Origin of the sequence: Paenibacillus sp. DMB5 (assembly GCF_001517085.1) — a bacterium.
Taxonomy (GTDB): Bacteria; Bacillota; Bacilli; order Paenibacillales; family Paenibacillaceae; genus Paenibacillus_AQ.
The window spans coordinates 16720-37879 of the sequence record NZ_LRAC01000138.1 but is presented as its reverse complement, the minus strand read 5'-3'; the positions used below and the strand labels follow the sequence as shown (position 1 = coordinate 37879).

General features: G+C 55.8%; 21 protein-coding genes and 2 pseudogenes. 6 read left to right on the top strand and 17 right to left on the bottom strand.

Annotation, left to right across the window (positions count from 1 at the left end; translation table 11 throughout):
* Positions 1 to 332 precede the first annotated feature (332 nt).
* Complete coding sequence (locus AWJ19_RS21970; RefSeq protein ID WP_068727130.1) at positions 333 to 875, bottom strand: MarR family transcriptional regulator; 543 nt, start codon at positions 873 to 875, stop codon at positions 333 to 335.
* 326 nt (positions 876 to 1201) lie between these two features.
* On the opposite strand from AWJ19_RS21970, the gene AWJ19_RS21965 reads away from it, so the two are divergent.
* Positions 1202 to 1642: a DUF6376 family protein gene (locus AWJ19_RS21965; protein WP_068727058.1), complete on the top strand. Its 441-nt coding sequence runs from the start codon at positions 1202 to 1204 to the stop codon at positions 1640 to 1642.
* Positions 1643 to 1747: 105 nt separating this feature from the next.
* On the opposite strand, the gene AWJ19_RS21960 is transcribed toward AWJ19_RS21965, so the two are convergent.
* From AWJ19_RS21960 to AWJ19_RS21950, 4 genes are all read right to left on the bottom strand, one after another.
* Positions 1748 to 2677: a hypothetical protein gene (locus AWJ19_RS21960; RefSeq protein WP_241781840.1), complete on the bottom strand. Its 930-nt coding sequence runs from the start codon at positions 2675 to 2677 to the stop codon at positions 1748 to 1750.
* The gene (locus AWJ19_RS36815) at positions 2677 to 2823 is read right to left on the bottom strand and encodes a hypothetical protein (RefSeq protein ID WP_241781839.1); all 147 of its coding nucleotides are present in this window, start codon (positions 2821 to 2823) and stop codon (positions 2677 to 2679) included. Before AWJ19_RS36815 ends, AWJ19_RS21960 begins: the two co-directional genes overlap by 1 nt.
* 85 nt (positions 2824 to 2908) lie before the next feature.
* Positions 2909 to 4375 (bottom strand): HAMP domain-containing sensor histidine kinase, encoded by a 1467-nt coding sequence (locus tag AWJ19_RS21955; RefSeq protein ID WP_068727056.1) that lies wholly within the window; start codon positions 4373 to 4375, stop codon positions 2909 to 2911.
* Entirely contained in the window at positions 4372 to 5067 is a 696-nt protein-coding gene (locus AWJ19_RS21950; protein WP_068727055.1) for a response regulator transcription factor, read from the bottom strand. Before AWJ19_RS21950 ends, AWJ19_RS21955 begins: the two co-directional genes overlap by 4 nt.
* 259 nt (positions 5068 to 5326) lie before the next feature.
* Here AWJ19_RS21950 and AWJ19_RS21945 point away from each other — a divergent pair, with 259 nt between their 5' ends.
* Complete coding sequence (locus tag AWJ19_RS21945; RefSeq protein WP_068727053.1) at positions 5327 to 5719, top strand: hypothetical protein; 393 nt, start codon at positions 5327 to 5329, stop codon at positions 5717 to 5719.
* Between the two features lie 127 nt (positions 5720 to 5846).
* Here the strand turns inward: AWJ19_RS21945 and AWJ19_RS21940 are convergent, their stop codons facing one another.
* Entirely contained in the window at positions 5847 to 6884 is a 1038-nt protein-coding gene (locus tag AWJ19_RS21940; RefSeq protein WP_068727051.1) for an AI-2E family transporter, read from the bottom strand.
* Positions 6885 to 7077: 193 nt separating this feature from the next.
* On the opposite strand from AWJ19_RS21940, the gene AWJ19_RS21935 reads away from it, so the two are divergent.
* Complete coding sequence (locus tag AWJ19_RS21935) at positions 7078 to 7917, top strand: SDR family oxidoreductase (RefSeq protein ID WP_068727049.1); 840 nt, start codon at positions 7078 to 7080, stop codon at positions 7915 to 7917.
* Positions 7918 to 8057: 140 nt separating this feature from the next.
* Here AWJ19_RS21935 and AWJ19_RS21930 read toward each other — a convergent pair whose 3' ends face one another.
* The 8 genes and pseudogenes from AWJ19_RS21930 to AWJ19_RS21900 form a co-directional block, all read right to left on the bottom strand.
* The gene (locus AWJ19_RS21930; protein WP_068727047.1) at positions 8058 to 8498 is read right to left on the bottom strand and encodes a hypothetical protein; all 441 of its coding nucleotides are present in this window, start codon (positions 8496 to 8498) and stop codon (positions 8058 to 8060) included.
* Positions 8499 to 8513: 15 nt separating this feature from the next.
* Complete coding sequence (locus AWJ19_RS21925) at positions 8514 to 9431, bottom strand: ATP-binding cassette domain-containing protein (protein ID WP_068727046.1); 918 nt, start codon at positions 9429 to 9431, stop codon at positions 8514 to 8516.
* A complete protein-coding gene (locus AWJ19_RS21920) occupies positions 9428 to 10438 on the bottom strand; it encodes an ABC transporter ATP-binding protein (protein WP_068727044.1) in 1011 nt (336 codons plus the stop codon). Before AWJ19_RS21920 ends, AWJ19_RS21925 begins: the two co-directional genes overlap by 4 nt.
* Before the next feature lie 15 nt (positions 10439 to 10453).
* Positions 10454 to 11299 (bottom strand): ABC transporter permease, encoded by an 846-nt coding sequence (locus AWJ19_RS21915; RefSeq protein WP_068727042.1) that lies wholly within the window; start codon positions 11297 to 11299, stop codon positions 10454 to 10456.
* A gap of 4 nt (positions 11300 to 11303) precedes the next feature.
* Positions 11304 to 12254, bottom strand: a complete 951-nt coding sequence (locus AWJ19_RS21910; protein ID WP_068727040.1) for an ABC transporter permease — start codon at positions 12252 to 12254, stop codon at positions 11304 to 11306.
* An 83-nt stretch (positions 12255 to 12337) separates the two neighbouring features.
* The gene (locus tag AWJ19_RS21905; RefSeq protein WP_068727128.1) at positions 12338 to 13951 is read right to left on the bottom strand and encodes an ABC transporter substrate-binding protein; all 1614 of its coding nucleotides are present in this window, start codon (positions 13949 to 13951) and stop codon (positions 12338 to 12340) included.
* Between the two features lie 99 nt (positions 13952 to 14050).
* Positions 14051 to 14464: pseudogene (locus tag AWJ19_RS35940) on the bottom strand (peptidylprolyl isomerase); the annotation flags it as partial.
* Entirely contained in the window at positions 14461 to 14670 is a 210-nt protein-coding gene (locus AWJ19_RS21900) for a hypothetical protein (protein ID WP_068727038.1), read from the bottom strand. The gene AWJ19_RS21900 and the pseudogene AWJ19_RS35940, both read right to left, overlap by 4 nt.
* 223 nt (positions 14671 to 14893) lie before the next feature.
* On the opposite strand from AWJ19_RS21900, the gene AWJ19_RS21895 reads away from it, so the two are divergent.
* From AWJ19_RS21895 to AWJ19_RS21885, 3 genes are read left to right on the top strand one after another with little or no spacing between them, the layout of a single operon-like run.
* Entirely contained in the window at positions 14894 to 15505 is a 612-nt protein-coding gene (locus AWJ19_RS21895; RefSeq protein WP_068727036.1) for a hypothetical protein, read from the top strand.
* Positions 15445 to 15837: a hypothetical protein gene (locus AWJ19_RS21890; RefSeq protein WP_068727034.1), complete on the top strand. Its 393-nt coding sequence runs from the start codon at positions 15445 to 15447 to the stop codon at positions 15835 to 15837. Before AWJ19_RS21895 ends, AWJ19_RS21890 begins: the two co-directional genes overlap by 61 nt.
* The gene (locus AWJ19_RS21885; RefSeq protein WP_068727033.1) at positions 15831 to 16787 is read left to right on the top strand and encodes a glycosyltransferase; all 957 of its coding nucleotides are present in this window, start codon (positions 15831 to 15833) and stop codon (positions 16785 to 16787) included. Before AWJ19_RS21890 ends, AWJ19_RS21885 begins: the two co-directional genes overlap by 7 nt.
* 510 nt (positions 16788 to 17297) lie before the next feature.
* Here the strand turns inward: AWJ19_RS21885 and clpB are convergent.
* The 3 genes and pseudogenes from clpB to AWJ19_RS36810 form a co-directional block, all read right to left on the bottom strand.
* On the bottom strand, positions 17298 to 19940 hold the full coding sequence (gene clpB / locus AWJ19_RS21880) for an ATP-dependent chaperone ClpB (protein ID WP_068727031.1): 2643 nt from the start codon (positions 19938 to 19940) through the stop codon (positions 17298 to 17300).
* Between the two features lie 80 nt (positions 19941 to 20020).
* Positions 20021 to 20500 carry a DnaJ C-terminal domain-containing protein gene (locus tag AWJ19_RS21875; protein WP_068727029.1) on the bottom strand — a complete coding sequence of 160 codons (480 nt, stop codon included), beginning with the start codon at positions 20498 to 20500 and terminating at the stop codon, positions 20021 to 20023.
* A 260-nt stretch (positions 20501 to 20760) separates the two neighbouring features.
* A pseudogene (locus AWJ19_RS36810) lies at positions 20761 to 20982 on the bottom strand (DnaJ domain-containing protein); the annotation flags it as partial.
* Positions 20983 to 21160: the final 178 nt, after the last annotated feature.

The window sequence follows — 21160 nt, the reverse complement described above, 5'->3', positions numbered from 1 at the left end:
ACCATCTGTGCTGACTAGGTGGAAAATCGTCACTTATTTGGACTACAAACCTCCCGTAAGCCCGAAAACATTAAAACTAAGTAGCTTTTTTCCACCTAATCTCCTCATTTCGTCGGCTGACCCTGAAATAGATGACTAATTTCCACTTAGTTTGCTCGGCAAGCCATCCTATGGAGCCAATCCAATTTCTCATTTCCACACTCGTTAGCTAATCAACATTCTTGTGGTGATACACTCCAAACTCCAAGCAGTCTTCGTAAAAACTCTTCTCCTAGCCCGCGCTTAGTTTTGCAGCATACGCTCTATTCACGTCTGTCTATCTATCGTTGTTATCAGTAACTCAGGTATCTATTATCCGGCGCAGTTCTTCGCTTCTGTTCAGGAGCCGGAGGCGGGGGCGCTTCGGCCTTTTGTTTGGCCAGCTCCAGCAGTGTATCCGAGAATCCCTCCAGATTCCGGGTAATCCGCTCATAGAAGCGGCTCTGCTGGGCAAGCTCCTCCTCTGTAAAGCCCTCGAACAGAAGCGTAATACATCGCTCACCAACGCTCCTGTTGCGCTGAACCAGTTCCCGGCCCTTCGCTGTAATATCCAGCAGCACCGTCCTGCGGTCATCTTCCTTACGCCTGCGGACCGTGAACCCGCCGGCTTCCAGCTTATCGCTAAGCGCCGTGATCGCACCGGAGGTGAAGTCAAGTTCCCCGGCCAGATCGCCCAGCCGCTGCTCACCGTCACGGATAATCTTGTTCAGAATCAGCATGCCCGGCAGGGCAATGCCCTCCACATTCACCCGGTCGCGTTCCTTTACGAATCTCCGCACCATTCTGCGGAACAAATGGTCAGCCTCCTCCAGCTGCTCCCATTGCCCATCTGTCATACCATCCCTGCCTTCCTCCATCGGCCAAACAAAAAAGGCTCCCGGCAGACTCCCTCCATAGGGTAGTACTGCGGGAGCCTTTGGCGGTCCAATCGGCTCAAGTGATTATTTCACTGTTCATTTAATTAGTGGTGAACTATTGGTGCTATCATATACCCCTTTAATCCCACCTGTCAAGTAAGAATTTAATTCTCTGTCACTTTAAATTTAAATTCATAGTATTTTCATCGTAATTTCATGATGATTTCCCGTAACCCTCTTCACCGGACGGACGTATGAACTAGAGTACCCAGCACCTACGATACTTAATAAGAGGAGTGAAGCAAATGAAGAAATACGGACTAAGCCTGCTGCTGCTCGTCCTGCTGATTGTCCCTGGCTGCGGTTTTGCCGAAAAGGTGGAAAACAGCGTCACCTTTGCTGCAGACACCTCTTCATACATGCAGGCCTTAACCGAATTCGGGAAGGAGATGGAGACGCTGGCGACGGATGCAGCGACAGATCCGCAGGCCAAAGAAGCTTTGATGGAACGGCTTAATGCCCTGAAGGAGCAGATTTCCGCATATGCCAGTCTTCAGGTTCCGGAATATGCAGCCGAGCTGCATCAGTCGATTGTCAGCTATAACGATAAGCTCCAGCAGGGCCTGGATCAGGCCGCGACGAACCTTGAGGAAGGCAAGGCCGCCTTCGAATCGACAGGCATTCCGGAAACGATTAATCAGATCAACGGTCTGCTGAACGAGATCAGCCAGCTGATTCCGCAATAACAGCAAAAAACGCCTGCTGTATGAGCGAAAGCCATACCGCAGGCGCTTTTTATTAACATTACGACAGTCTGATCACATAAGTCGTGAACTCGTATCTGTTATCCTTCAGCACAGAGGCTGAAGCCAGCAGCTTCTTGCCGGAAGGGCTCCAGCGCAGCTGGTCGCAATCTCAATATCCCCCAGCAGCTGTGTCTGTTCTCCGCTGTCCAGCTCGGTAATGAATACCCCGTTCTGGTCATCCGCCGGATTCTCGGCGGTTAACGAATAAGCCAGCTTGCTGCCGTCAGGAGACCAGCTGGTTCCGAAGACCTGCTGGCCCGAGGCCAGCTCCGCCTGCTCGTTGCCCTCGCTGTCACAGAGTACCAGCACCATCTCACCTGGCTTCGTCCGCTTCACAATCGCGAGCTTGCTGCCGTCCGGAGAGGGAATGACCCAGACCACGCTACTTTTCAGCACCTTGGATTGCTTCGAATCGGTGTCATAAGCGGTCAGCTGCATATCCTCGCCGGTCACATAGTAGATGATATTGCCGGATTGCATTACCTCATGCACATAGGACTCACCGGTCTCTACTACCGTCTCTTTTGTGCCCTGCACATCTGTTCTGTAGATAATCCCGTCCATGCCGGGGAAAATAACATGGCCCTCATCCGCCCATTCCCCTTCCTCTACCCGGAACGGTGCTTCATCCACCTTGACTGGAGAGCCGGATTCCAGACCAAGGATATAGCCGAGGCCTACCATTTCATTGGTTTCTTTATAAAAAACATATTTTTTATCCGGAGACACCTGCGCGGCACCGTAATTCTGGTCCCCTTCCTGCAGAGGCGTATCCGCCCCGGTAGAAAGATTTTGCAGATAGAGATTATGCGGATACTGCTCGGTACCTTCAATCAGCTGCGGGGCCAGGCTCTTGTTTTCCTTATCAACCACAATGACGTCCTCACTGACCCAATCCAGTCCGCGCACTCCCCCTACCTTATCAATGCCTTCCAGCTGCAGCTTGGTATAGACAGATTCACTGGTGTTATCCATCACCGTAATCTTTGTGCCGGCCTTCTCAATGACCTGCCGTGCCTCTGTATCCCCTGAACGGCATGCGTCACAGACAGTACAACAGCCAGGCCCACTACTGCCAGCAGCCCCGTATGAACCACCCTGCCGACCGTTTGTCTGTTCATGATCGCTCCCCCTACAATGTTGATGCACCTACAATACCCGAAAGTTATTTCCAAACCGCCGCAGGATGTTTCCAACTTGTAAACTTTATTTCACCAGCGGAAAAGAAAGCCGGAACACCGTACCTGCGCCTTCCGCCTCCATTAGAACAATGCTGCCGCCCTGCTTCTCCACCAGATTGCGGACCAGTGACAGCCCGAGCCCCGTGCCGCCTGATGCGCGGGCCCGGTCACGGTTGACCGTATAGAACGGCTCGAAAATTTTGTCCCTCGCCTCTGCCGGAATACCGATGCCGGTATCGCTGACTGTAATCTCCACCTGCTCCCCGCGCACCTTGCTGTGCAGCTTGACTGCCCCGTCCGGAACATTATATTTGATTGCATTGTCAATCAGATTGATGAAGATGTGCATGAAGCTTTCTTTATCGATCCAGATATGTGCAGGCTCAGCGTCCAGCGTAAGCGACAGCCCAAACCGTTCCGCCTTGCCGTTCATCCGCCCGCAAATATCGCGCAGCCCTTCGGATACTTCCAGCAATTCTGCCTGTGATTCAAAATCATATTTCTCCAGCGCAGTCAGCTGCAGCACTTTGTCCACCATCTCATAGAGCCGCTCTGTCTCCTTGGCAATGTTGGTCTTGGCCTCAAACAGCAGCTTGGGATCATCGTCATACATATTGAGCAGGTCCACATAAGCCTTGATTGAGGTCAGCGGCGTCTTGAACTCATGGCTGATATTGCCGATATACTGCTTCTGCTGCTGCTCCAGCGCCTGAAGCTTGGTTATGGCGAGCTGCAGCTTGCGCTGTTCCTCATCCTTGGCGGCGATGCTGGATTCAATCTCCCGGCTCATGTAATAAATCCCCTCCGCCAGCTCGCCCAGCTCATCCTTGCGCTTCACCGGCGGGGCGGAGATATATTCGGCGTGACGGATCGATTCCGCCGCCCTTTTCAGCCGGCTGATCGCCGCCGCCGCACGGCTGAAATACAGATAACCGGTAATGAAGCTGAGCAGCAGCACAGCCGCTCCGGTTGTCAGGAACAGATTACGGAGCGTCTGCTGGAAGGCCTGGGCACTCTTCAGCGAATACTGCAGCTGCACTACACCCATCTGTGCCTCAGGGCCCTGCAGCGGTGCCAGATACAGCAGCTTGTCTCCCTTGCTCTGATAGGCGACTTTGTCCTGGAGTGCATAAGCCAGTGCATCCGCTATGCCTGGATTTCCGGACGCAGGCACACCCTGCACCGAGGTTCCTACCTGACCGCCCTCCGCATCGTAAAGCGTGACTTCAAGACCCGTAAAGCCGGCCAGCTCAGCGGCCAGCTCGCGTCCGCGCCGCTGCAGGAACTGCTGCGGCTCAAGGCGCACGCCGGTATAATAGGCCTGCTTCACCCGCAGATTGACCGTTTTGACATGCTGGGCAAGCGAGGCTTCCGCCTGTACCTGCTCATTGCGCTCTACCCCGCGCAGCACCAGATAGCTCAGCACGCTGACCGCCAGAATGAGCAGAAGCCCCAGGAACAGGCTGAATTTCAGCTTGATGCTGAATCTCATGGGTAGCTCCCGGCCGGCACCGCTTTATAGCCCACCCCGTACACGGTCTGGAGCATGTTCTGGTAGGGCTCGCCAAGCTTTTTACGCAACCGCTGGATATGGATATCCACCGTGCGGGTGCCGCCGGCATAATCCATCTCCCAGACCTGCTCCAGCAGCTCCTCCCGCATATATACACGCTGCGGGTGGGAGAGCAGCAGCAGCAGCAGATCGAACTCCTTCGGCGTCAGCTCCAGCTCCTCCTTCTTAAGCTCAGCGGAACGCCGCTCCGGATAGACGCGCAGCTCCCCGTATTCGAGCAGCTCCGCGGGAGTCTCGCCCGTCTTCTTCTCCAGCCTGCGCAGCAGCGCCTTTACCCGGGCCAGCAGCTCTCGGATTTCAAACGGCTTGGTCATATAATCATCTGCGCCCAGCTCCAGGCCGACGATTTTATCAACAATATCATTTTTGACCGTGAGCAGGATAATTCCGATATCATCGCGGTCCTCAAGCCGCCGGCATACATCATAGCCGTTCAGCTTCGGCATCATTACATCCAGCACCAGCACATTCGGCCGGAAGGTTTGCACCTTGGAGAGCGCCTCCTCACCGTCGCCTGCCGTATCCACCTCATAGCCCTCCCGCCGGAGTGCGTAGGCAATTGCGCTGGAAATGCTCTGTTCATCGTCGACAACCAGCACTTTTTTATTCACGGGCGGTTCACCCCTTACCCTTATGGTTTATTTACTATCTGGCCCTGCTTCTCGTAATAACCGTTCTGCGTTCCTCCTGACAGTATACCTTGGTTCACTCACCTGACCCAAGCGGAGCGCCATTATTTAGGTAATCTTTAACCGGACTTAAGCTTAGCCTCAGCTTTGCCGGTTATAATGCACTTAAGCATACTTATCCTAACTGACCCAGCCTATGACCCCTTACCGATATATTACATTATGAAAAGAGGATATTTACATGAATATAAAACGAGTAATGATTGTCGGGACAATGATTGTCGCCATGTCTTTTGGAGGAACCGCCTGGGGCAGAACCGCCGCCCTTGCTTCACCGGTAGCCAAATGGTCCACTTCGACCCCGGTGGCTGACAAGGATGAACTGCTGGACGCACTGAACCAGTCCTCAGATGAAGAGCTGTATGAATCGTTATATGAAGGCAAATCTCTTAAGGATATCGCAGCAGAAGGCGGCGGCAATATCGACAGTGTCATTAACCTGCAGATCGCCCAGCTGACGGAACAGCTGAATTTGCGGCTGGCCAGCGGCAGTATTTCGGCTGAGCAGTACATAGCTCAAAAAGCCGAGCTGAGAGAGCTTGTAACTCAGAGCGTCGCAACCACCTTCGGCTGATCCGGATACTTAGAGCTAGCATTCCCGTACTTAGACCGAACCTATTAATAAACATGCAAAAAAGGCAGCCCGGCGGAAGCTTCTGCTTACGGGTTGCCTTTTTCTTATAGATGCGGTTTACTTCCGGTCAGTTCAGAAGCTTGGGAGGCTCATCACGGGTAATTTCCAGAATGTCCAGGAAGAAGACGAAGATCGGAATCCCGAGGATCAGCCCCCATACGCCAATATAATGCTCCGAGAAGAGCAGCACGATAAAGGTGTAGAACATCGGCAGATTCATCTTCGAGGACATCAGCTTCGGATTGAGGAAATAGCCCTCCATAAAGTGAAGCACGGCAATCATAGCCAGTACATAGATGACCATTTCCAGTCCGCCGATATTATAGCCGATAATACAAAGCGGAACCAGCGAGATCACAAAGCCGACCACCGGGATCAGACTGAGCAGGAAGATCATGATGGAAAGCGCGAACAGGTAAGGAAACGGTGAGAAGAACATGCCCAGAATCCACAGCCCTATCACGGTAAACACGGTATTAAACAGTGCGATCAGAATTTGCGCTTCAATGACCTTACCGAAGGAGGAAATGAATTTTTTGCCGAAATACTCAAGCTCGACGTAGAACCAGGAAATCTTGCTCTCTCTCAGGCGGGAAGTAAAGCTGACAATGCGGCCTTTTTCCAGGATGAAAACAAAGCTCAGAATGGTGGATAATACGAAGGTGGTACCCCAGTTGCTAATTTTGAACACATAATCAATACCGCCCTTGAGGTAGGACTCATAATTGAGCTCCTTGAGCGTTTTGAACAGATACTGGGTAATCTCGTTTTGCGGAATGTCTGCAGAGGACAAATTTGTTAAATAAAAGGTTAACTGCTTGACTTGCTCGAACACTTTGGGCAAATATTTAACCAGGGCAAGCACAATCATCGCGATCAGCGCCAGATACAAAATAACAATAATGACCTTGCTGTTCACTTTGATAAACTTGCTGATCCGCTTCGTCAGCAGAACCTGAAAGCTGTTCATCACATAAGCAATCAAAAACGTCAGAAGCACCAAATTAAGCATATCTCTGATACTGTAGAGCAGCAGACCGATCAGCACCAGAATCCCAAAGCGCCGGACCGTCAAATTTGCATAATAACGCTTAAACACTTCCATTGTTCCTCTCCATTCGCTTACAACTATAGACTCCTTTATAGTCTACCGTAATGAAAACGATCCTACAACATAAGGTGTCTGCAAAAACACGCGAAAATGCAGTCTTTATGTAAACTTAAGAAAGCTGCACCCGCTTTATGCTGCAATGTGTAAAAATTTGTAACTCAACTTATATTCAGGAGGCAAATGGAATATGGGAAAAATCATTTGTATTACCGGTGCATCCTCCGGAATCGGTCTGGCAACAGCTCTTCGTTTCGCCCGGGCAGGCTGGACTGTCTACGCCGGGACACGCAATCCGGAGCGCGATCGCGAGCTGTACCGTGAGGAAAATAATCTGCATTTCGTGGAGCTGGAGGTTACCGATCCGGCCAGCATCCAGGCTGTCATTGACCGGATTACGCTTGAGCAGGGCTCACTGGATGTGCTGTTCGCCAATGCCGGCTTCGGCTATCTCCGTGCCCTCGGCCAGGCGCCGGTGGAAGACATCCACCGCGTATTCGACACCAATGTGTACGGGGTGATGCACACCATCCGGGCAGCGCTGCCGCTGCTGCAGAGGAGCGGATATGCGCATATTGTCGCCACTTCAAGTGTAGGCGGGCTTGTCGGCCAGCCGATGAACGAAATTTACTGTGCCAGCAAGTTTGCGGTGGAAGGGCTGCTCGAAAGCCTGGCTACCTATTACAAGCCGCAATTCAACATCGATGTAACCCTGCTGGAGCCGGGAGCCATTGCTACCGAATTCACCAAAACAGTAATGGGTCACGTAGCGGGCACCGGCGGTATTCTGGAGGATGAATATAAGCCGGTAATCGATGCCTACACCGCAGCCTTTCTGCAGCGTAATGTGGAGCCGCAGACGGCGGAGTCGGTAGCCGAAGTGATGTGGGAGCTGGTGCATATGGAGACGAAGCCGGTGCGTATCCGCACTTCGGAGCGGGCCGAAGCCTTTGTAGCCCATAAGGTTAGCGCGGACCCAACCGGGCTGGACGGCGTGCTCAGCACCCGCAAGATTCAGCTGAATATGTAGCTGTGGCGCCAGCCGACTCTTTCCCTTAGTCTATTTCATGCATCCCCGGCTGTGTTTATCCCTGTTTCCTGTGTCTGCAACAGAATTGTAATATAAACGGCCCTCCGGCATAATTGCCGGAGGGCCGTTTATATTGTTATTTATCTTTGGACCGGTTCAATCCGGTAAACGCCGTCCGTCTGCCGATCAGCGTGACTGATCGTCCAGCCGAAGGACAGAACCTGCTCGACACGGGTTCTTTCATCGGCAGTCAATTCAGCCTCCACCGCTTCCTTGCCTTCTTCCAGCTCCAGCTTCGGCTCCTTGCCAAGCGCAACCAGAATCCAGCTGCGGATGCCGCGGATGGTGTTGTACTTGATCTGGTATCCTTCCGTTACAGCCTGCCGGTATTCCGCAGGCTTCTCTGCGGCAAAGGCTGCCAGCTGCTTATAATCGAATTCAAACGGGCTGTTGTCCTCCGGCAGCTCTGCTGCGGAAGTGATCCCGAGCAGCTGCTCATCAGACCAGCCCTGTCCGCGCAGCGACTCAAGCAGCAAGGCATCCCATTGCGATAATTTGACTATACCCACTGATTCCGTCATTTCATTACCCCCTGTTTATTCCTTGAAATCATAAGCTACAAAGTGGCCCGGGCTTACTTCCTGCAGCGGCGCTGCTTCGCCCTGCCCCCGTGAGACGGAGAAGCCGTCCAGATGAATCCGCTCAGTCGCCTTAAGCGGGTCTGTCTCCAGAATGGAGGACAGCAGCGCTTTGGTGTACGGATGAAGCGGGTTGTCATACAGCTCATCGCTGTCCGCCACCTCAACCAGCCGCCCGCCGTACATAACGCCGATCCGGTCGGAAATATGCCGGACCATCGACAGGTCATGGGCGATGAACAGATAGGTCAGCCCGAACTCGGCCTGCAAATCCTCCAGCATGTTGACCACCTGGGCCTGGACGGAGACGTCAAGCGCCGAGATCGGCTCATCGCAGACGACGAACTCCGGCTTTACAGACAGCGCCCTGGCAATGGAAATGCGCTGGCGCTGCCCGCCGCTGAACTCATGGGGATAGCGGTACAGATGCTCCCGCTTCAGGCCTACCTTTTCGAGCAGCGCAGCTACCGCTTCCTTGCGTTCATCTCCCTGGTATACGCCATGAATCTTCATCGGCTCGCTGATCAGATCCAGCACATTCAGACTGGGGTTCAGCGAGGAGTACGGGTCCTGGAAAATAGACTGAATCCGTCTGCGGAACGGCTTCAGCTGCTTCTCGCCCAGTCGGCCGAGCGGCTGCCCGTCAAAGGATACTTCACCGCTCGTATAATCGTACAGCCGGAGCAGGCAGCGCCCGACCGTTGACTTGCCGCTGCCCGACTCGCCGACCAGCCCGAAGGTCTCTCCGCGGCGGATCTGGAAGCTTACACCATCCACTGCCTTCAAAACAGATGTATCACGTCCGCGCAGATCTTTGCCCTTGGAGAAGTGTTTTTTCAGATTATTCACATCTACTAATATCTTGTTCTCACTCACCGTGTAACGCCCCCTTCCACAGCCGGCGCTGCCGGCTGCGCTCCATCGGCCAGCCAGCACATCGAGCGGTGCCCGGGCGACAGCTCGGTCACCGGCGGGCGCTGGCTGCAGCGCTCAAAGGCATGCGGGCAGCGCTCCATGAACGGGCAGCCCGGAGGCGGGTTCAGCAGATCGGGCGGTGTGCCCTCGATCGGAATAAGCCGCTCGCGTGAGCCGCCGCCGCGTTTCGGAATAGAGCGCAGCAGCCCTTGCGTGTACGGGTGCTGCGGGCGGTAGAAGATGTCTTCGACCGTCCCCTCCTCCATGACCAGCCCGCCGTACATAACGACAACCCGGGTACAGACCTGTGCGACGACACCGAGATCGTGGGTGATCAGCGCGACTGCGGTATCCGACTTGCCCTTCAGCTCCTTGAAAAGGTCGAGAATCTGCGCCTGAATGGTCGCGTCCAGCGCCGTGGTCGGCTCGTCGGCGATCAGCAGCTCCGGCTGGCAGGAGAGTGCCATCGCGATCATGACCCGCTGGCGCATCCCCCCGCTAAACTCATGCGGATACTGGTTCAGCCGCTGCTCAGGGTCACGGATGCCCACCTGGCGCAGCATTTCAGCCGCTTCCTTATTGGCGTCCGCTTTATTTAATCCGCGGTGTCTGCGGATGACTTCCGTTAATTGCTGGCCGATTTTCTTGACCGGATTCAGCGAGGTCATCGGGTCCTGAAAGACCATGGCGATCCGGTTGCCGCGCAGCTTCCGCCATTCCTTCTCGGAAAGACCGGTCAGTTCCTTGCCCTGAAAATGAATCCTGCCGGAGGTGATCCGGCCCGGCGCGGTAATCAGCGACATAATCGCTTTAGCGGTAACACTTTTACCGCTGCCGGATTCTCCGACTATCCCGACGGTTTCGCCTGCATTGATATGGAAGCTCACGCCCCGCACAGCCTGATTCTCACCGTCACGGGTGGAGAACGATACCTGCAGATCCTCAACAGAGAGCAGCCGCTCACTCATGATGTCTTCACTCCCTTATCTCCGGATCAGCTTAGGTTCAAAGCCGACCCGTAAAATATCGCCCAGCACATTGAAGCTCAGCACTGTCAGCAGAATCATCAGCCCCGGGAACAGCGCCAGATAAGGCGCCTGGGCAATATAGCCCTGCGCGCTGTTCAGCATGCTGCCCCAGGTGGCGTTCGGCGGCTGTACACCGAAGCCGAGAAAGCTCAGCGAGGATTCCATCATAATGGCTGAAGCGATGTTGTTCGTTGCCCCTACAATCGTTACCGGAATCAGGCCCGGCAGAATATGCCGCCAGATGATGCCGGAAGCGCTCTGGCCCGAGGCCTTGGCGTACAGCACATATTCACGTTCCTTGATCGTCAGCGTCTCCGCCCGGATGACACGGGCCACGCTCATCCACATCAGCAGGGCAATAATAATGATGATATTGCCGACGCTCGGCTTCAGGAACACGCTGAGCAGCAGCAGAATCAGAAAGGAAGGAATCGACATAATAATATCCAGCATCCGCATGAGCAGATTATCCAGCCAGCCGCCGAAATAGCCGCTGATAACGCCTACGGCCACGCCGATTACGGTGGCAACAATCATTGAAGCAAAGCCGACCAAGAGGGAGACGCGCCCCCCGTAGAGCGCACGCGCCAGATAGTCGCGGCCGTAATCATCCGTCCCGAACCAGTGGGCGCCGCCCGGCGGTGTCAGCCTGTTCATCGCGTCCATTGCATTCGGATCATAGCCGGACAGAAAGGCAAAAATCGCCCCCAGCGTAAAGACAACCAATATAACGAGCGCGGCGACACCCAGACCGTTCGTAAACAGCTCGGACTGCAGGTTTTTCCATTTACTGCGATTCATGAGGTCACCCCTTTAATTTGATGCGCGGATCTACAAAGCTGTAGAGAATATCCGCAGCCAGATTGCCGATGATCAGCATCAGCGACGAGAACAGCGTAATGCCCATAATAACCGGATAGTCCATCCCCCGGACAGCCGTCATTCCCAGTGAGCCGATACCCGGCCAGCTGAAGACCGTCTCCGTCACGATGGCTCCGGCTACGAGATCACCCATAGACATACCGAGCAGCGTGATAACCGGCAACAGAACATGCTTCAGGACATGCCGGAACAGGATCGTCGATTTCTTCGATCCGAAGGCATACTGAATCTGCACGTATTCTTCCTTGAGCTGCCCGATTGTGCTGGAGCGGATATAGCGTACATAGGTTGCAAGGAAGCCGAAGGCCAGGACGGTGCAGGGCAGAATGCCGTGCTTCAGCACGTCAACGGCGGATTCTACGCCAATCGTGCGCATGCCCATGCTCGGCAGCAGGTGCAGCTTGATCGCGAACAGGTACATCAGCAGAATCGCCAGCCAGAACAGCGGAACGGAAATGCCGATGTAGGCAATCAGATTAACCAGCTTATCCACCCACCGGTTGCGGTTCGCTCCGGCTATCAGGCCGAGCGGAACCGCCAGCAGCACGGCCAGCGCAATTGCGCTGCCCATCAGGCCCGCTGTAGCAGGAAGACGTTCCAGAATCTGATCCAGCACCGGCTGATGGTTAACCAGGGAATAGCCGAAATTTCCCTGAACGAGCTCGCCTAACCAGATAAAATATTGAATATAGGCCGGTTTGTCCAAGCCGAGGTTATGGCGGATCCGCTCGATATCATCGGCATGCATATTAGGTGTAACAAAGGACAGCACCGGATCTCCCGGCGCCAGCTTAATCATGGCAAAGCAGACAACCGATACGAAAAACAGCATCGGAATGGTCTGCGCAAGCCTGCGGACGATGAGTTGTCTCATACGTGATTCTCCCAGCTCATGATCGGCAAAAAAATAAGCTGGAGGTCCAGCTTATTTTTTGCCGTGCTTATTTTGTATTGTGCTTATTTCTGATAGATCTTGGACAGGTCTTCGAAAATAACGACCGGCTTCAGGACAGCTTCGTCGATGCCGCCGTAGTTTTTGGATACTGCTACAACAGTCTTAGTATAAGCGATCGGGTAGATCGGTGCATCTGCAGCGATGGTTTCCTGAACCTGCTTGTAGATCTCGCCGCGTTTGGTTGCATCCGCTTCGCCAGCACCTTCATTCAGCAGCTTATCCACTTCAGGATTCGAGTAATGCGAGTAGTTGGAGGAAGCGCCGGTTGTGAACAGAATGCGGTATGCATCCGGGTCATAGCCCATAATGTAACCGGTCAGAGCCAGCTCATAATCAGTAGCCTTCAGGTCGATGAACTTCTGTACCCATGCGGAGGAATCCATGTTCTGCAGCTCAACTTCAACGCCGATTTCCTTCAGCTTCTGCTGAACATACAGGGAGATGGCCTCCTGTGCCTTGTTGCCGCTCTGCACGATATATCTCAGCTTCAGGTTGCTTTCGCCGGCAGCTGCCAGGAGTTCCTTAGCTTTTGCAGCATCATTATCAAAGGTGGTTACGTCGTTGGTGAAGTACAGGGCATCCGGGGTCAGGAACGATTTCGCTGGATCTGCATATTCACTGGAGGTATATGCGGTCTGGATCAGCTCATCGCGGCTGAGAGCCAGGGACAGCGCCTGACGGACTTCTTTTTTGGCAAGTGCGCCAGTATCACTGTTCGCATTGAACATCAGGTAAGCCAGACGACCTTCACTGTAAGGCAGAATTTCAAAGTTGTTGGTTGCCTGGATCGTCGCTACATCTTTAGGATCAAGGTACTGCACATTGATTTCGCCGTTCTGCAGGGCCAGGTTAGCCGCGTTGGCATCCTTGGCAATACGGTACGTTACGGAATCCAGATGCGGCTTGCCGCCGAAGTAGTTATCAAAACGCTCCAGCGTCAGATACTCGCCAGCCTTGTACTCTTTGAATTTGAATGGTCCGGAGCCTACAGGAGCAGCATTCTTCGTGCTCTTCTCGATGTCGGCTTCATTCTCGAAGATATGCTTCGGAATCGGGGATACCTGCACCAGGGTTGCTTCGAACGCCGGGCTGACCTGCGGAAGCTTGAACTCAACCGTCAGATCGTCCACCTTGGTAGCTGTGATCGGCTGGTCGTTGATCAGGAAGTTGGCGCGCAAGAAGCTGTTCTGCTTCTCGTCCAGAATGCTGTCGATCGTGAATACCACGTCATCAGCAGTCAGCTTCTCGCCGTCATGCCAGGTCAGGCCATCCTTCAGCTTCAGTGTGTAAGTCAGGTTGTCTTCCGAAGGGGTCAGGCTTTCTGCCAGGTAAAAGGTTTTCTCCCCATTGTTCACCTGGAACAGCGGCGCGTACAGCGCCTGGTCAATAGTCAGGCTGACACGGTCGCCTGCGTAGTTCGGATTCAGCACCTGCGGATCGGAAGCTACTCCGATAATCAGGCTGCCGCCGTCTTTCGGCTCTGTGCTGGCAGCTGCTTCAGTAGCCGCCGGAGATGCGTTTGTATTGGTCGATGCCGCGTTGTTTCCGCCGGAGCATGCGCTAATCAAAAATGTTAACAGCATTAGAACGGCAATTCCGGATAACCCTCTTTTCATATGTATCTCTCCTTCATGAGTGTGAGCAATATCACTTGCTGTTTTTGAATTATATATCGGAATACTCGGAATTACAATCATTGATTTTTTTATTACTCTGATCTCCCGTATAATATCGCCGCGCTTTAGGGCATCCACATGCTCCATCCCGGAAATCACGCCTCCGAACACGGTATGCCACGGGTCCAGATAATCAAAGGTGTCATAGCAGATAAAAAACTGGCAGCTGCCTGTATTCGGTCCGAAATGCGCCATCGACAGCGCCCCGCGTACATGCTTATGCGGATTGTTCTGTGTTTCGCAGGGAATCTTCTCCGTACCGCCGCGTCCCGTACCATCCGGACATCCGCCCTGGGCTACGAAATTCCGGACCACCCGCTGAAAGGCCAGACCGTCGTAGAAGCCGCTGTTCGCCAGCTTTTCAAAATTGGCTACTGTACCGGGAGCATCCTGCTCATAAAGCTCCAGCCCGATAACCTGCCCTTTTTCCAGCGTAATCTCCGCCCGCTTCATACTGTATCCTCCACTGGCCCGGACTTGCGGGGACCGAATTGAACGATCGTCTTGGCCGCCTTCTCCGGTGCGTAGATCTCTTCTATGTCCTCATCCAAAAGCGCCCTGTTCTTCCCGTCTGCATCATGCCAGTACACCTCGGCGCGCGGATTCATCGCCAGCAGCAGCTTGATCAGCTGCTCCACCTTCAGGGGTGACTGCTCCATTCCCCCCACTCCTCTCATCCCTATGTAAGGTTCACGTCTGCCTATGCGGTATTTTACAACAGCCTTTCCCAAAGCACCAATCCATAAATTTCCTGACAGCTGCAAAAAATCAGGATTAGTCTAGTACTTCTCTCAATATATTGAATACATATATTTCATATCATCTATTTGCATATACGAGGGGATGTACAATTATGATAACCCTGCACTGGAGTGCCAGGCCATGAGTGAGACGAATATCCGCGTGCTGCTGGGCAGCCCGATTCATCAGAAACCGCAAGTCCTGGAGCAGTTCCTGAACTCCCTTCTGCGCCTCCGCCGTGACGGAATAGCGCTGGATTTTTATTTTATCGATGACAACGAGGATAGCGCCTCCAGCCTGCTGCTGCAGCAGTTCGCCCCGCCCGGCAGTGAGGTTTTTCTGCAGTCCTCAGGCTTCCATGATGCCTATATCCGCAATGACACTACCCATTACTGGAACTCCGATCTGGTCTGGAAGGTCGCCGGGTTTAAAAATCTGATGATCCGCCGGGCCGACGCCTTTGGCTATGACCATCTGTTCCTGATCGATTCCGATCTGATCCTCCACCCCGATACCCTGCTGCATCTGATCGGGACGGGTAAAGATATCATCTCGGAGGTCTTTTGGACCCAGTGGCAGCCCGGTACGATGCTGCAGCCGCAGGTCTGGATGCACGATGAATACAACCAGTGGGAGATCCTGCCGGGAGAGAAGCCCAGCCAGGCGGAGATTAACCGGCGGTTTCACGCTTTTTGGCCAAGCTGCAGCTGCCGGGAATCTATGAGGTCGGCGGCCTCGGCGCCTGCACGCTGATCAGCCGCCGGGCGATCAGCTCCGGGGTCAGCTATGATATGATCCGCAACATCTCGTACTGGGGCGAGGACCGCCATTTCTGCATCCGCGCCGCTGCACTCGGCATCCCGCTGTATGTGGACACCCACTACCCGGCGCTGCATCTGTACCGGGACAGCGACCTGGAGAAGGTCGCGGATTATATCCGGCAGACAACAGCGGGGCTGGCGGCGGGCGGGGATAGTATGGAAAAGGCCGGGCGTGAAGCGGCCGCAGGCAGCGACAGTATGGAGGAGACAGGGCGTAAGGCGCTGCGGGCGGATCTAGTGCTGCCCACAGCGGTGACATGTTAGGCGGGGGCAAGGCGGATGGCCTTAGCACGGCTGACGGGGGTGGAAGCAAGGCGGATGGCGGAGTTGGCCCGGCTGACGGGGGTGGAGGCAGCTGCGCTGCGGCGGAACCGCCGCTGAAGCGGGAGGCTGCGTCCGCTGACGGGTTATGGTCTGCGGCAGAGGCTGAAGAGCAGCTGCGCAAGACTCCCCCGGCGGACAGTCCGGACGGGACGGCGGAACCGGCGGCAGCCGGAGATGCCCCGCCGGCAGCCGGACGGCCCAAGCTCACGCTGACGATGGTGGTCAAAAACGAGAGCCGGCGCTTCCTGCGGCAGGTTTTGCTGGAACACCGCAAATATATTGACGAGGCCGTCATTATTGATGACGGCAGCACCGACAATACGGCTGACATTTGCCGTGAAGTGCTGCATGGTATCCCGCTTCATCTGGTGCGCAATGATGTCTCCAAATTCCATAACGAAGCTGCACTGCGCATGCAGCAGTGGGAGGAAGTTATCAAAACCAATCCCGAATGGATCTTGAGCCTCGATGCCGACGAGGTGTTTGAAGACCGGTTCGCCCGTGACATCGGGCTTCTGCTGCAGGAGGAGAGCTGCGACCTGTTCTGCTTCCGGCTGTATGATTTCTGGGACGACAACCATTACCGCGAGGACAATTATTGGCGCTCCCACCAGAGCTACCGGCCGTTCCTGCTGCGTTACCGGGAGGAGTTCGCCTATGTCTGGAATGATACACCGCAGCATTGCGGCCGGCTGCCGGAGAATATTTTTGAGCTGCCCCATCAGCTCAGCAACCTGCGGCTTAAGCATCTGGGCTGGTCCAAGCCGGAGTACCGGCTCGATAAGTACCTGCGCTACATGCTGCTGGACCCCGACGGCCAATACGGCTGGAAGGAGCAGTATCAGTCCATCCTCGACCAGCAGCCCAAGCTGGTTCCCTGGGTGGAATGACGGTATCGGCCAGCCACGTATCGCTTAATACGGCGGACCAATCACCCTAATCTGCAACTTAGCTGCACTCTGTGCAACTATTCCCAACCAAAACAAGCCCGCAGCGGACTTTTATTGCAGTTTGTGCAATTAAAGTATCGCTAACGGGCTTTTTGGGCTGAAAACTCCAGGAATAGCTGCACGGAGTGCAGTTATATCCGAATGAGCCGGGTTTACAGCCTGTTTAGTTGTATAAAATGCAGCTATTCCACATGGAAACTACCGGAGTGTACGTTACCCCCGCCGTTTCCATGGACTGCTCAACTATTCACTACAATAGAAAGCAGGAATCTCCTTACCATAAAAGTCAGAAGAAACCGGTGCCTCCAGCTCCCGGCCTGTACCCTGCGGCTGCTCTCCAGCCGGACAGGCGCAGGGTACGATCACCAGCCGGGCTGCCGCTAATATCCGTTAGATCAGCAGCGGGGCAGCCGCAAATCCGCTACGATCACCAGCCGGCCATAAGCCCGCTCACACCTTGCCCGCAGCCCCAGCAGGCTCCGGCTGGCGGATAGCAACCTTCAGCTGGCCGTCCGCCTCATCGACGGCCAGCACCGAGCCTTCCTCCGCCTGCCCGGCGATCAGCGCCCGCGCGACCGGTGTCTCCAGGCTGCGCTGGATGAACCGTTTCAGCGGTCTGGCCCCGTATACCGGGTCGAAGCCCTCCTTAGCGATGAAGCGCACAGCGGCATCGCTAAGCGTAAGCCCGATGCCGCGCTCAGCGAGGCGCAGGCGCAGGCCGTCAGCCAGCTTGACGACAATCTGGCCGATTTCCGCCATCGTCAGCGGTTTAAACATGACAATGTCGTCCACCCGGTTGAGGAATTCCGGACGGAAATGGCCGCTCAGCTCCTTCATCACACGGTCCTTGACCGCCTGGGTCAGATCACCGTTGTCATCCGTCCCCTGGATCAGATGCGGTGAACCGATGTTGGAGGTCATGATGACGATCGTGTTCTTGAAATCGACAATCCGGCCCTGCGAATCGGTCAGCCGCCCGTCATCGAGCAGCTGCAGCAGGATGTTGAACACATCCGGGTGGGCCTTTTCGACCTCATCCAGCAGGACAACCGTATACGGCTGGCGGCGGACCGCCTCGGTGAGCTGGCCGCCTTCCTCATAGCCGATGTAGCCCGGAGGTGCGCCCACGAGACGGGAGACGCTGTGCTTCTCCATGTACTCCGACATGTCGATGCGGATCATGCCGTCCTCCCGGTCGAACAGCGAGACCGCCAGCGCCTTCGCCAGCTCGGTCTTGCCGACCCCGGTCGGCCCGAGGAACAGGAACGAACCGATCGGACGGTTCGGATCCTTGATCCCGGCCCGGGCGCGCAGCACGGCATCGGCCACCAGCGAAACGGCCTCCTCCTGGCCGACAACCCGCTCATGCAGCGTCTCCTCCAGCCGCAGCAGCTTATCCCGTTCGCCTTCTACGAGCCTGCTGACCGGGACTCCGGTCCAGCGGGACACGATATCGGCGATCTCCTCCTCAGTTACAGCTTCGCGCAGCAGCCGGCTCTCCTGATCCTGCTGCGCCGCTTCTTCCGCAGCCTTCACCTGCTTCTCCAGCTCCGGGATGATGCCGTAGCTGAGCTCGGCCGACTTGTTCAGGTCGTAGACCTCCTGGGCATCGACCAGCTCCTTGCGGGCCTGCTCCAGCTTCTTCTTCAGGTCGCGGATGCCCTGGATGGCCGACTTCTCTTTCTCCCAGCGGGCGGTCATGGTGAGATGCTTCTCCCTCAGATCGGCCAGCTCCCGCTGCAGATTCTCCAGCCGGCGTGCGCTTGCGTCATCCGTTTCCTTCTTGAGCGCCGCTTCTTCAATCTCCATCTGCATCAGGCGGCGGGTGACCTCATCCATCTCGCCCGGCATCGAGTCGATCTCGGTGCGGATCATCGCGCACGCTTCATCCACCAGATCAATCGCCTTATCCGGCAGAAAGCGGTCGGTGATATAACGGTTCGACAGCACGCCCGCAGCGACCAGGGCGCTGTCATGAATTTTGACCCCGTGATGCACCTCGAACCGCTCCTTCAGCCCGCGCAGAATGGAGATGGTGTCCTCAACGTCCGGCTCACTGACCAGCACCTGCTGGAAGCGGCGCTCCAGCGCCGGGTCCTTCTCAATATATTTGCGGTACTCATCCAGCGTGGTCGCACCGATACAGTGCAGCTCGCCGCGGGCCAGCATCGGCTTCAGCATATTGCCGGCATCCATCGCGCCTTCGGTTTTGCCCGCGCCGACGATGGTATGCAGCTCGTCGATGAACAGAATAATCCGCCCGTTGCTCTCGCGGATTTCCTTGAGCACGGCCTGCAGCCGCTCCTCAAACTCGCCCCGGTACTTCGCACCGGCGACCAGCGCGCTCATATCCAGCGAAAAGATCGTCTTGTCCTTCAGGCCCTCAGGCACATCCCGGCGGACAATCCGGTGGGCCAGGCCTTCGACGATCGCCGTCTTCCCGACCCCTGGCTCCCCGATCAGCACCGGATTGTTCTTCGTCTTGCGGGAGAGGATGCGGATTACCCGGCGGATTTCGCCGTCGCGGCCGATAACGGGGTCGATTTTGCCGGCCCGCACCTCGGCGACCAGATCACGGCCGTACTTCTCCAGCACCTCATAGGTAGCCTCCGGCTCCCTGCTGGTCACCCGCTGGTGGCCGCGGATCTCCGCCAGTACAGCCAGCAGCTTGTCACGCGTAATGCCCCGGCTGGTAAATAAGCCGCGCAGCTCCCGGTTGCCGCTGCCCGTATCCGATACCATTGCCAGCACGGCATGCTCTACGGCCACGAACTCGTCATGCATCGCGGCCGCTTCCTTCTCCGCCTGCTCCAGCACTTCAATTAAGGAGGCTGACGCATAGCGCCGCATGGTGCCGGCGCCCGAGCCGCTCACGCTCGGCTTCCGCTGCAGCAGTTCTTCGGTACCGCGCAGCAGCTCGGCTGCGGGAACATTCAGCTTCTGCAGCAGCCTTGGCAGCAGGCCCTCCTGCTGCTGGAGCAGTGCCTTCAGCAGATGGAGATTGTCGATCTCCTGATGCCCGGCAGCAGCCGCCAGCGATTGGGCTGCAGCAACCGCCTCCTGCAGCTTTTGGGTTAGCTTGTTAAAGTCCATATGCCTTCATCACCTTTCATGAGAGAACGATTTCTTATGTCATTCGATCCTTATTCCTTCTATAATCATTGCCCGGCCGGTCAGCCCCTAGCCGCATTCTGCCGCCGTTTCCCGCTGCTGCCGCGCTTAACTCCGGCCTGATAGCTGCTTGCATCAGCCAGCTTCCGGTAGATCGCCTTCTCCGCCTCGCCGGTTTCCGCCGGAATGACAATCTCCAGCCGGAACAGGATATCGCCGTTCGTTCCGTTCTTGTGCTTCAGCCCCTTGCCTGGTATGCGCAGCGTATGGCCGCCTGCCGTTCCGGCCGGAATCTTCAGCCTGATGCTGCTGCCGTCGGGCAGCGGCGCTTTGGCTTCCCCGCCAAGCACAGCCTGCCATGGCGCAATTTCAACCGTGCCGTGCAGATCCCCGTCTTGCGTCTCGTAGATAGGGTGAGCAGCAAGCTGCAGGACAATCAGCAGCTCATCGCTCTGGCCGGACCTGCCGGGTACACGGATGACAGTTCCCTCGGATGAGCGGGGCGGAATGCTGACCGTCACCTCCCGGCCGCCGACCTGCACGGTTACATTGCCGCCCTTATAGGCCTGCTCAAGACTAATCTCCAGCTGGCCTGGGCCATTCCCTGGCCTCCGCCAAAACCGCCGAAAAAATCAAACCCTGCCCGGTCCGCCGCCCCCCGGCTGCCAAAAAACATCCCGAACAGGTCCTCTTCATCAATCCCGCTGCCGGAAGCGGAATACGCAGCTCCCCGGCCTGACCCGAACGCAGACTCCCAGCCGGACTGCCGGCCCGGGGACGGACCGCCGGCACGCCAGCTGCCGGCAGCTCCATAGCGCAGCTCCTCATCATAGGCTGCCCGCTTCTCTTCATTGCCCAGTACCTCGTAGGCTTCCGCGGCCTCCTTGAATCTGGCCTCCGCCTCCGGAGCCTTGTTCACATCGGGATGCCACTGCTTCGCAAGCTTCTGGTAAGCCTTTTTAATCTCCTGCTTGCCCGCCTGCCTGCTTACGCCAAGCGCATCGTAGTAATTTTTGGCCGCCAAGGCAATCCGCTCCTTTCAAAACTCTGTATCTCATCTCTTTCAGCTTATTCAGAAAAGACGCACTATAGCCGGTATCCCCACTACAATGCGCCTTTGTATGAACTGCTATATAAAAAGCCCGGTGAAGCCGCTGATGCTGCGGAGCCCAGAGGGGACATCCGGCATACAGCCGCTATCC

Excerpts from the sequence above, each read along its gene's own strand:
- AWJ19_RS21970 (WP_068727130.1), bottom strand. The coding sequence starts at position 875 with ATGACAGATGGGCAATGGGAGCAGCTGGAGGAGGCTGACCATTTGTTC.
- AWJ19_RS21965 (WP_068727058.1), top strand. The coding sequence starts at position 1,202 with ATGAAGAAATACGGACTAAGCCTGCTGCTGCTCGTCCTGCTGATTGTC.
- AWJ19_RS21960 (WP_241781840.1), bottom strand. The coding sequence starts at position 2,677 with ATGGATAACACCAGTGAATCTGTCTATACCAAGCTGCAGCTGGAAGGC.
- AWJ19_RS36815 (WP_241781839.1), bottom strand. The coding sequence starts at position 2,823 with ATGAACAGACAAACGGTCGGCAGGGTGGTTCATACGGGGCTGCTGGCA.
- AWJ19_RS21955 (WP_068727056.1), bottom strand. The coding sequence starts at position 4,375 with ATGAGATTCAGCATCAAGCTGAAATTCAGCCTGTTCCTGGGGCTTCTG.
- AWJ19_RS21945 (WP_068727053.1), top strand. The coding sequence starts at position 5,327 with ATGAATATAAAACGAGTAATGATTGTCGGGACAATGATTGTCGCCATG.
- AWJ19_RS21940 (WP_068727051.1), bottom strand. The coding sequence starts at position 6,884 with ATGGAAGTGTTTAAGCGTTATTATGCAAATTTGACGGTCCGGCGCTTT.
- AWJ19_RS21935 (WP_068727049.1), top strand. The coding sequence starts at position 7,078 with ATGGGAAAAATCATTTGTATTACCGGTGCATCCTCCGGAATCGGTCTG.
- AWJ19_RS21930 (WP_068727047.1), bottom strand. The coding sequence starts at position 8,498 with ATGACGGAATCAGTGGGTATAGTCAAATTATCGCAATGGGATGCCTTG.
- AWJ19_RS21920 (WP_068727044.1), bottom strand. The coding sequence starts at position 10,438 with ATGAGTGAGCGGCTGCTCTCTGTTGAGGATCTGCAGGTATCGTTCTCC.
- AWJ19_RS21915 (WP_068727042.1), bottom strand. The coding sequence starts at position 11,299 with ATGAATCGCAGTAAATGGAAAAACCTGCAGTCCGAGCTGTTTACGAAC.
- AWJ19_RS21910 (WP_068727040.1), bottom strand. The coding sequence starts at position 12,254 with ATGAGACAACTCATCGTCCGCAGGCTTGCGCAGACCATTCCGATGCTG.
- AWJ19_RS21905 (WP_068727128.1), bottom strand. The coding sequence starts at position 13,951 with ATGAAAAGAGGGTTATCCGGAATTGCCGTTCTAATGCTGTTAACATTT.
- AWJ19_RS21900 (WP_068727038.1), bottom strand. The coding sequence starts at position 14,670 with ATGGAGCAGTCACCCCTGAAGGTGGAGCAGCTGATCAAGCTGCTGCTG.
- AWJ19_RS21895 (WP_068727036.1), top strand. The coding sequence starts at position 14,894 with ATGAGTGAGACGAATATCCGCGTGCTGCTGGGCAGCCCGATTCATCAG.
- AWJ19_RS21885 (WP_068727033.1), top strand. The coding sequence starts at position 15,831 with ATGTTAGGCGGGGGCAAGGCGGATGGCCTTAGCACGGCTGACGGGGGT.
- clpB (WP_068727031.1), bottom strand. The coding sequence starts at position 19,940 with ATGGACTTTAACAAGCTAACCCAAAAGCTGCAGGAGGCGGTTGCTGCA.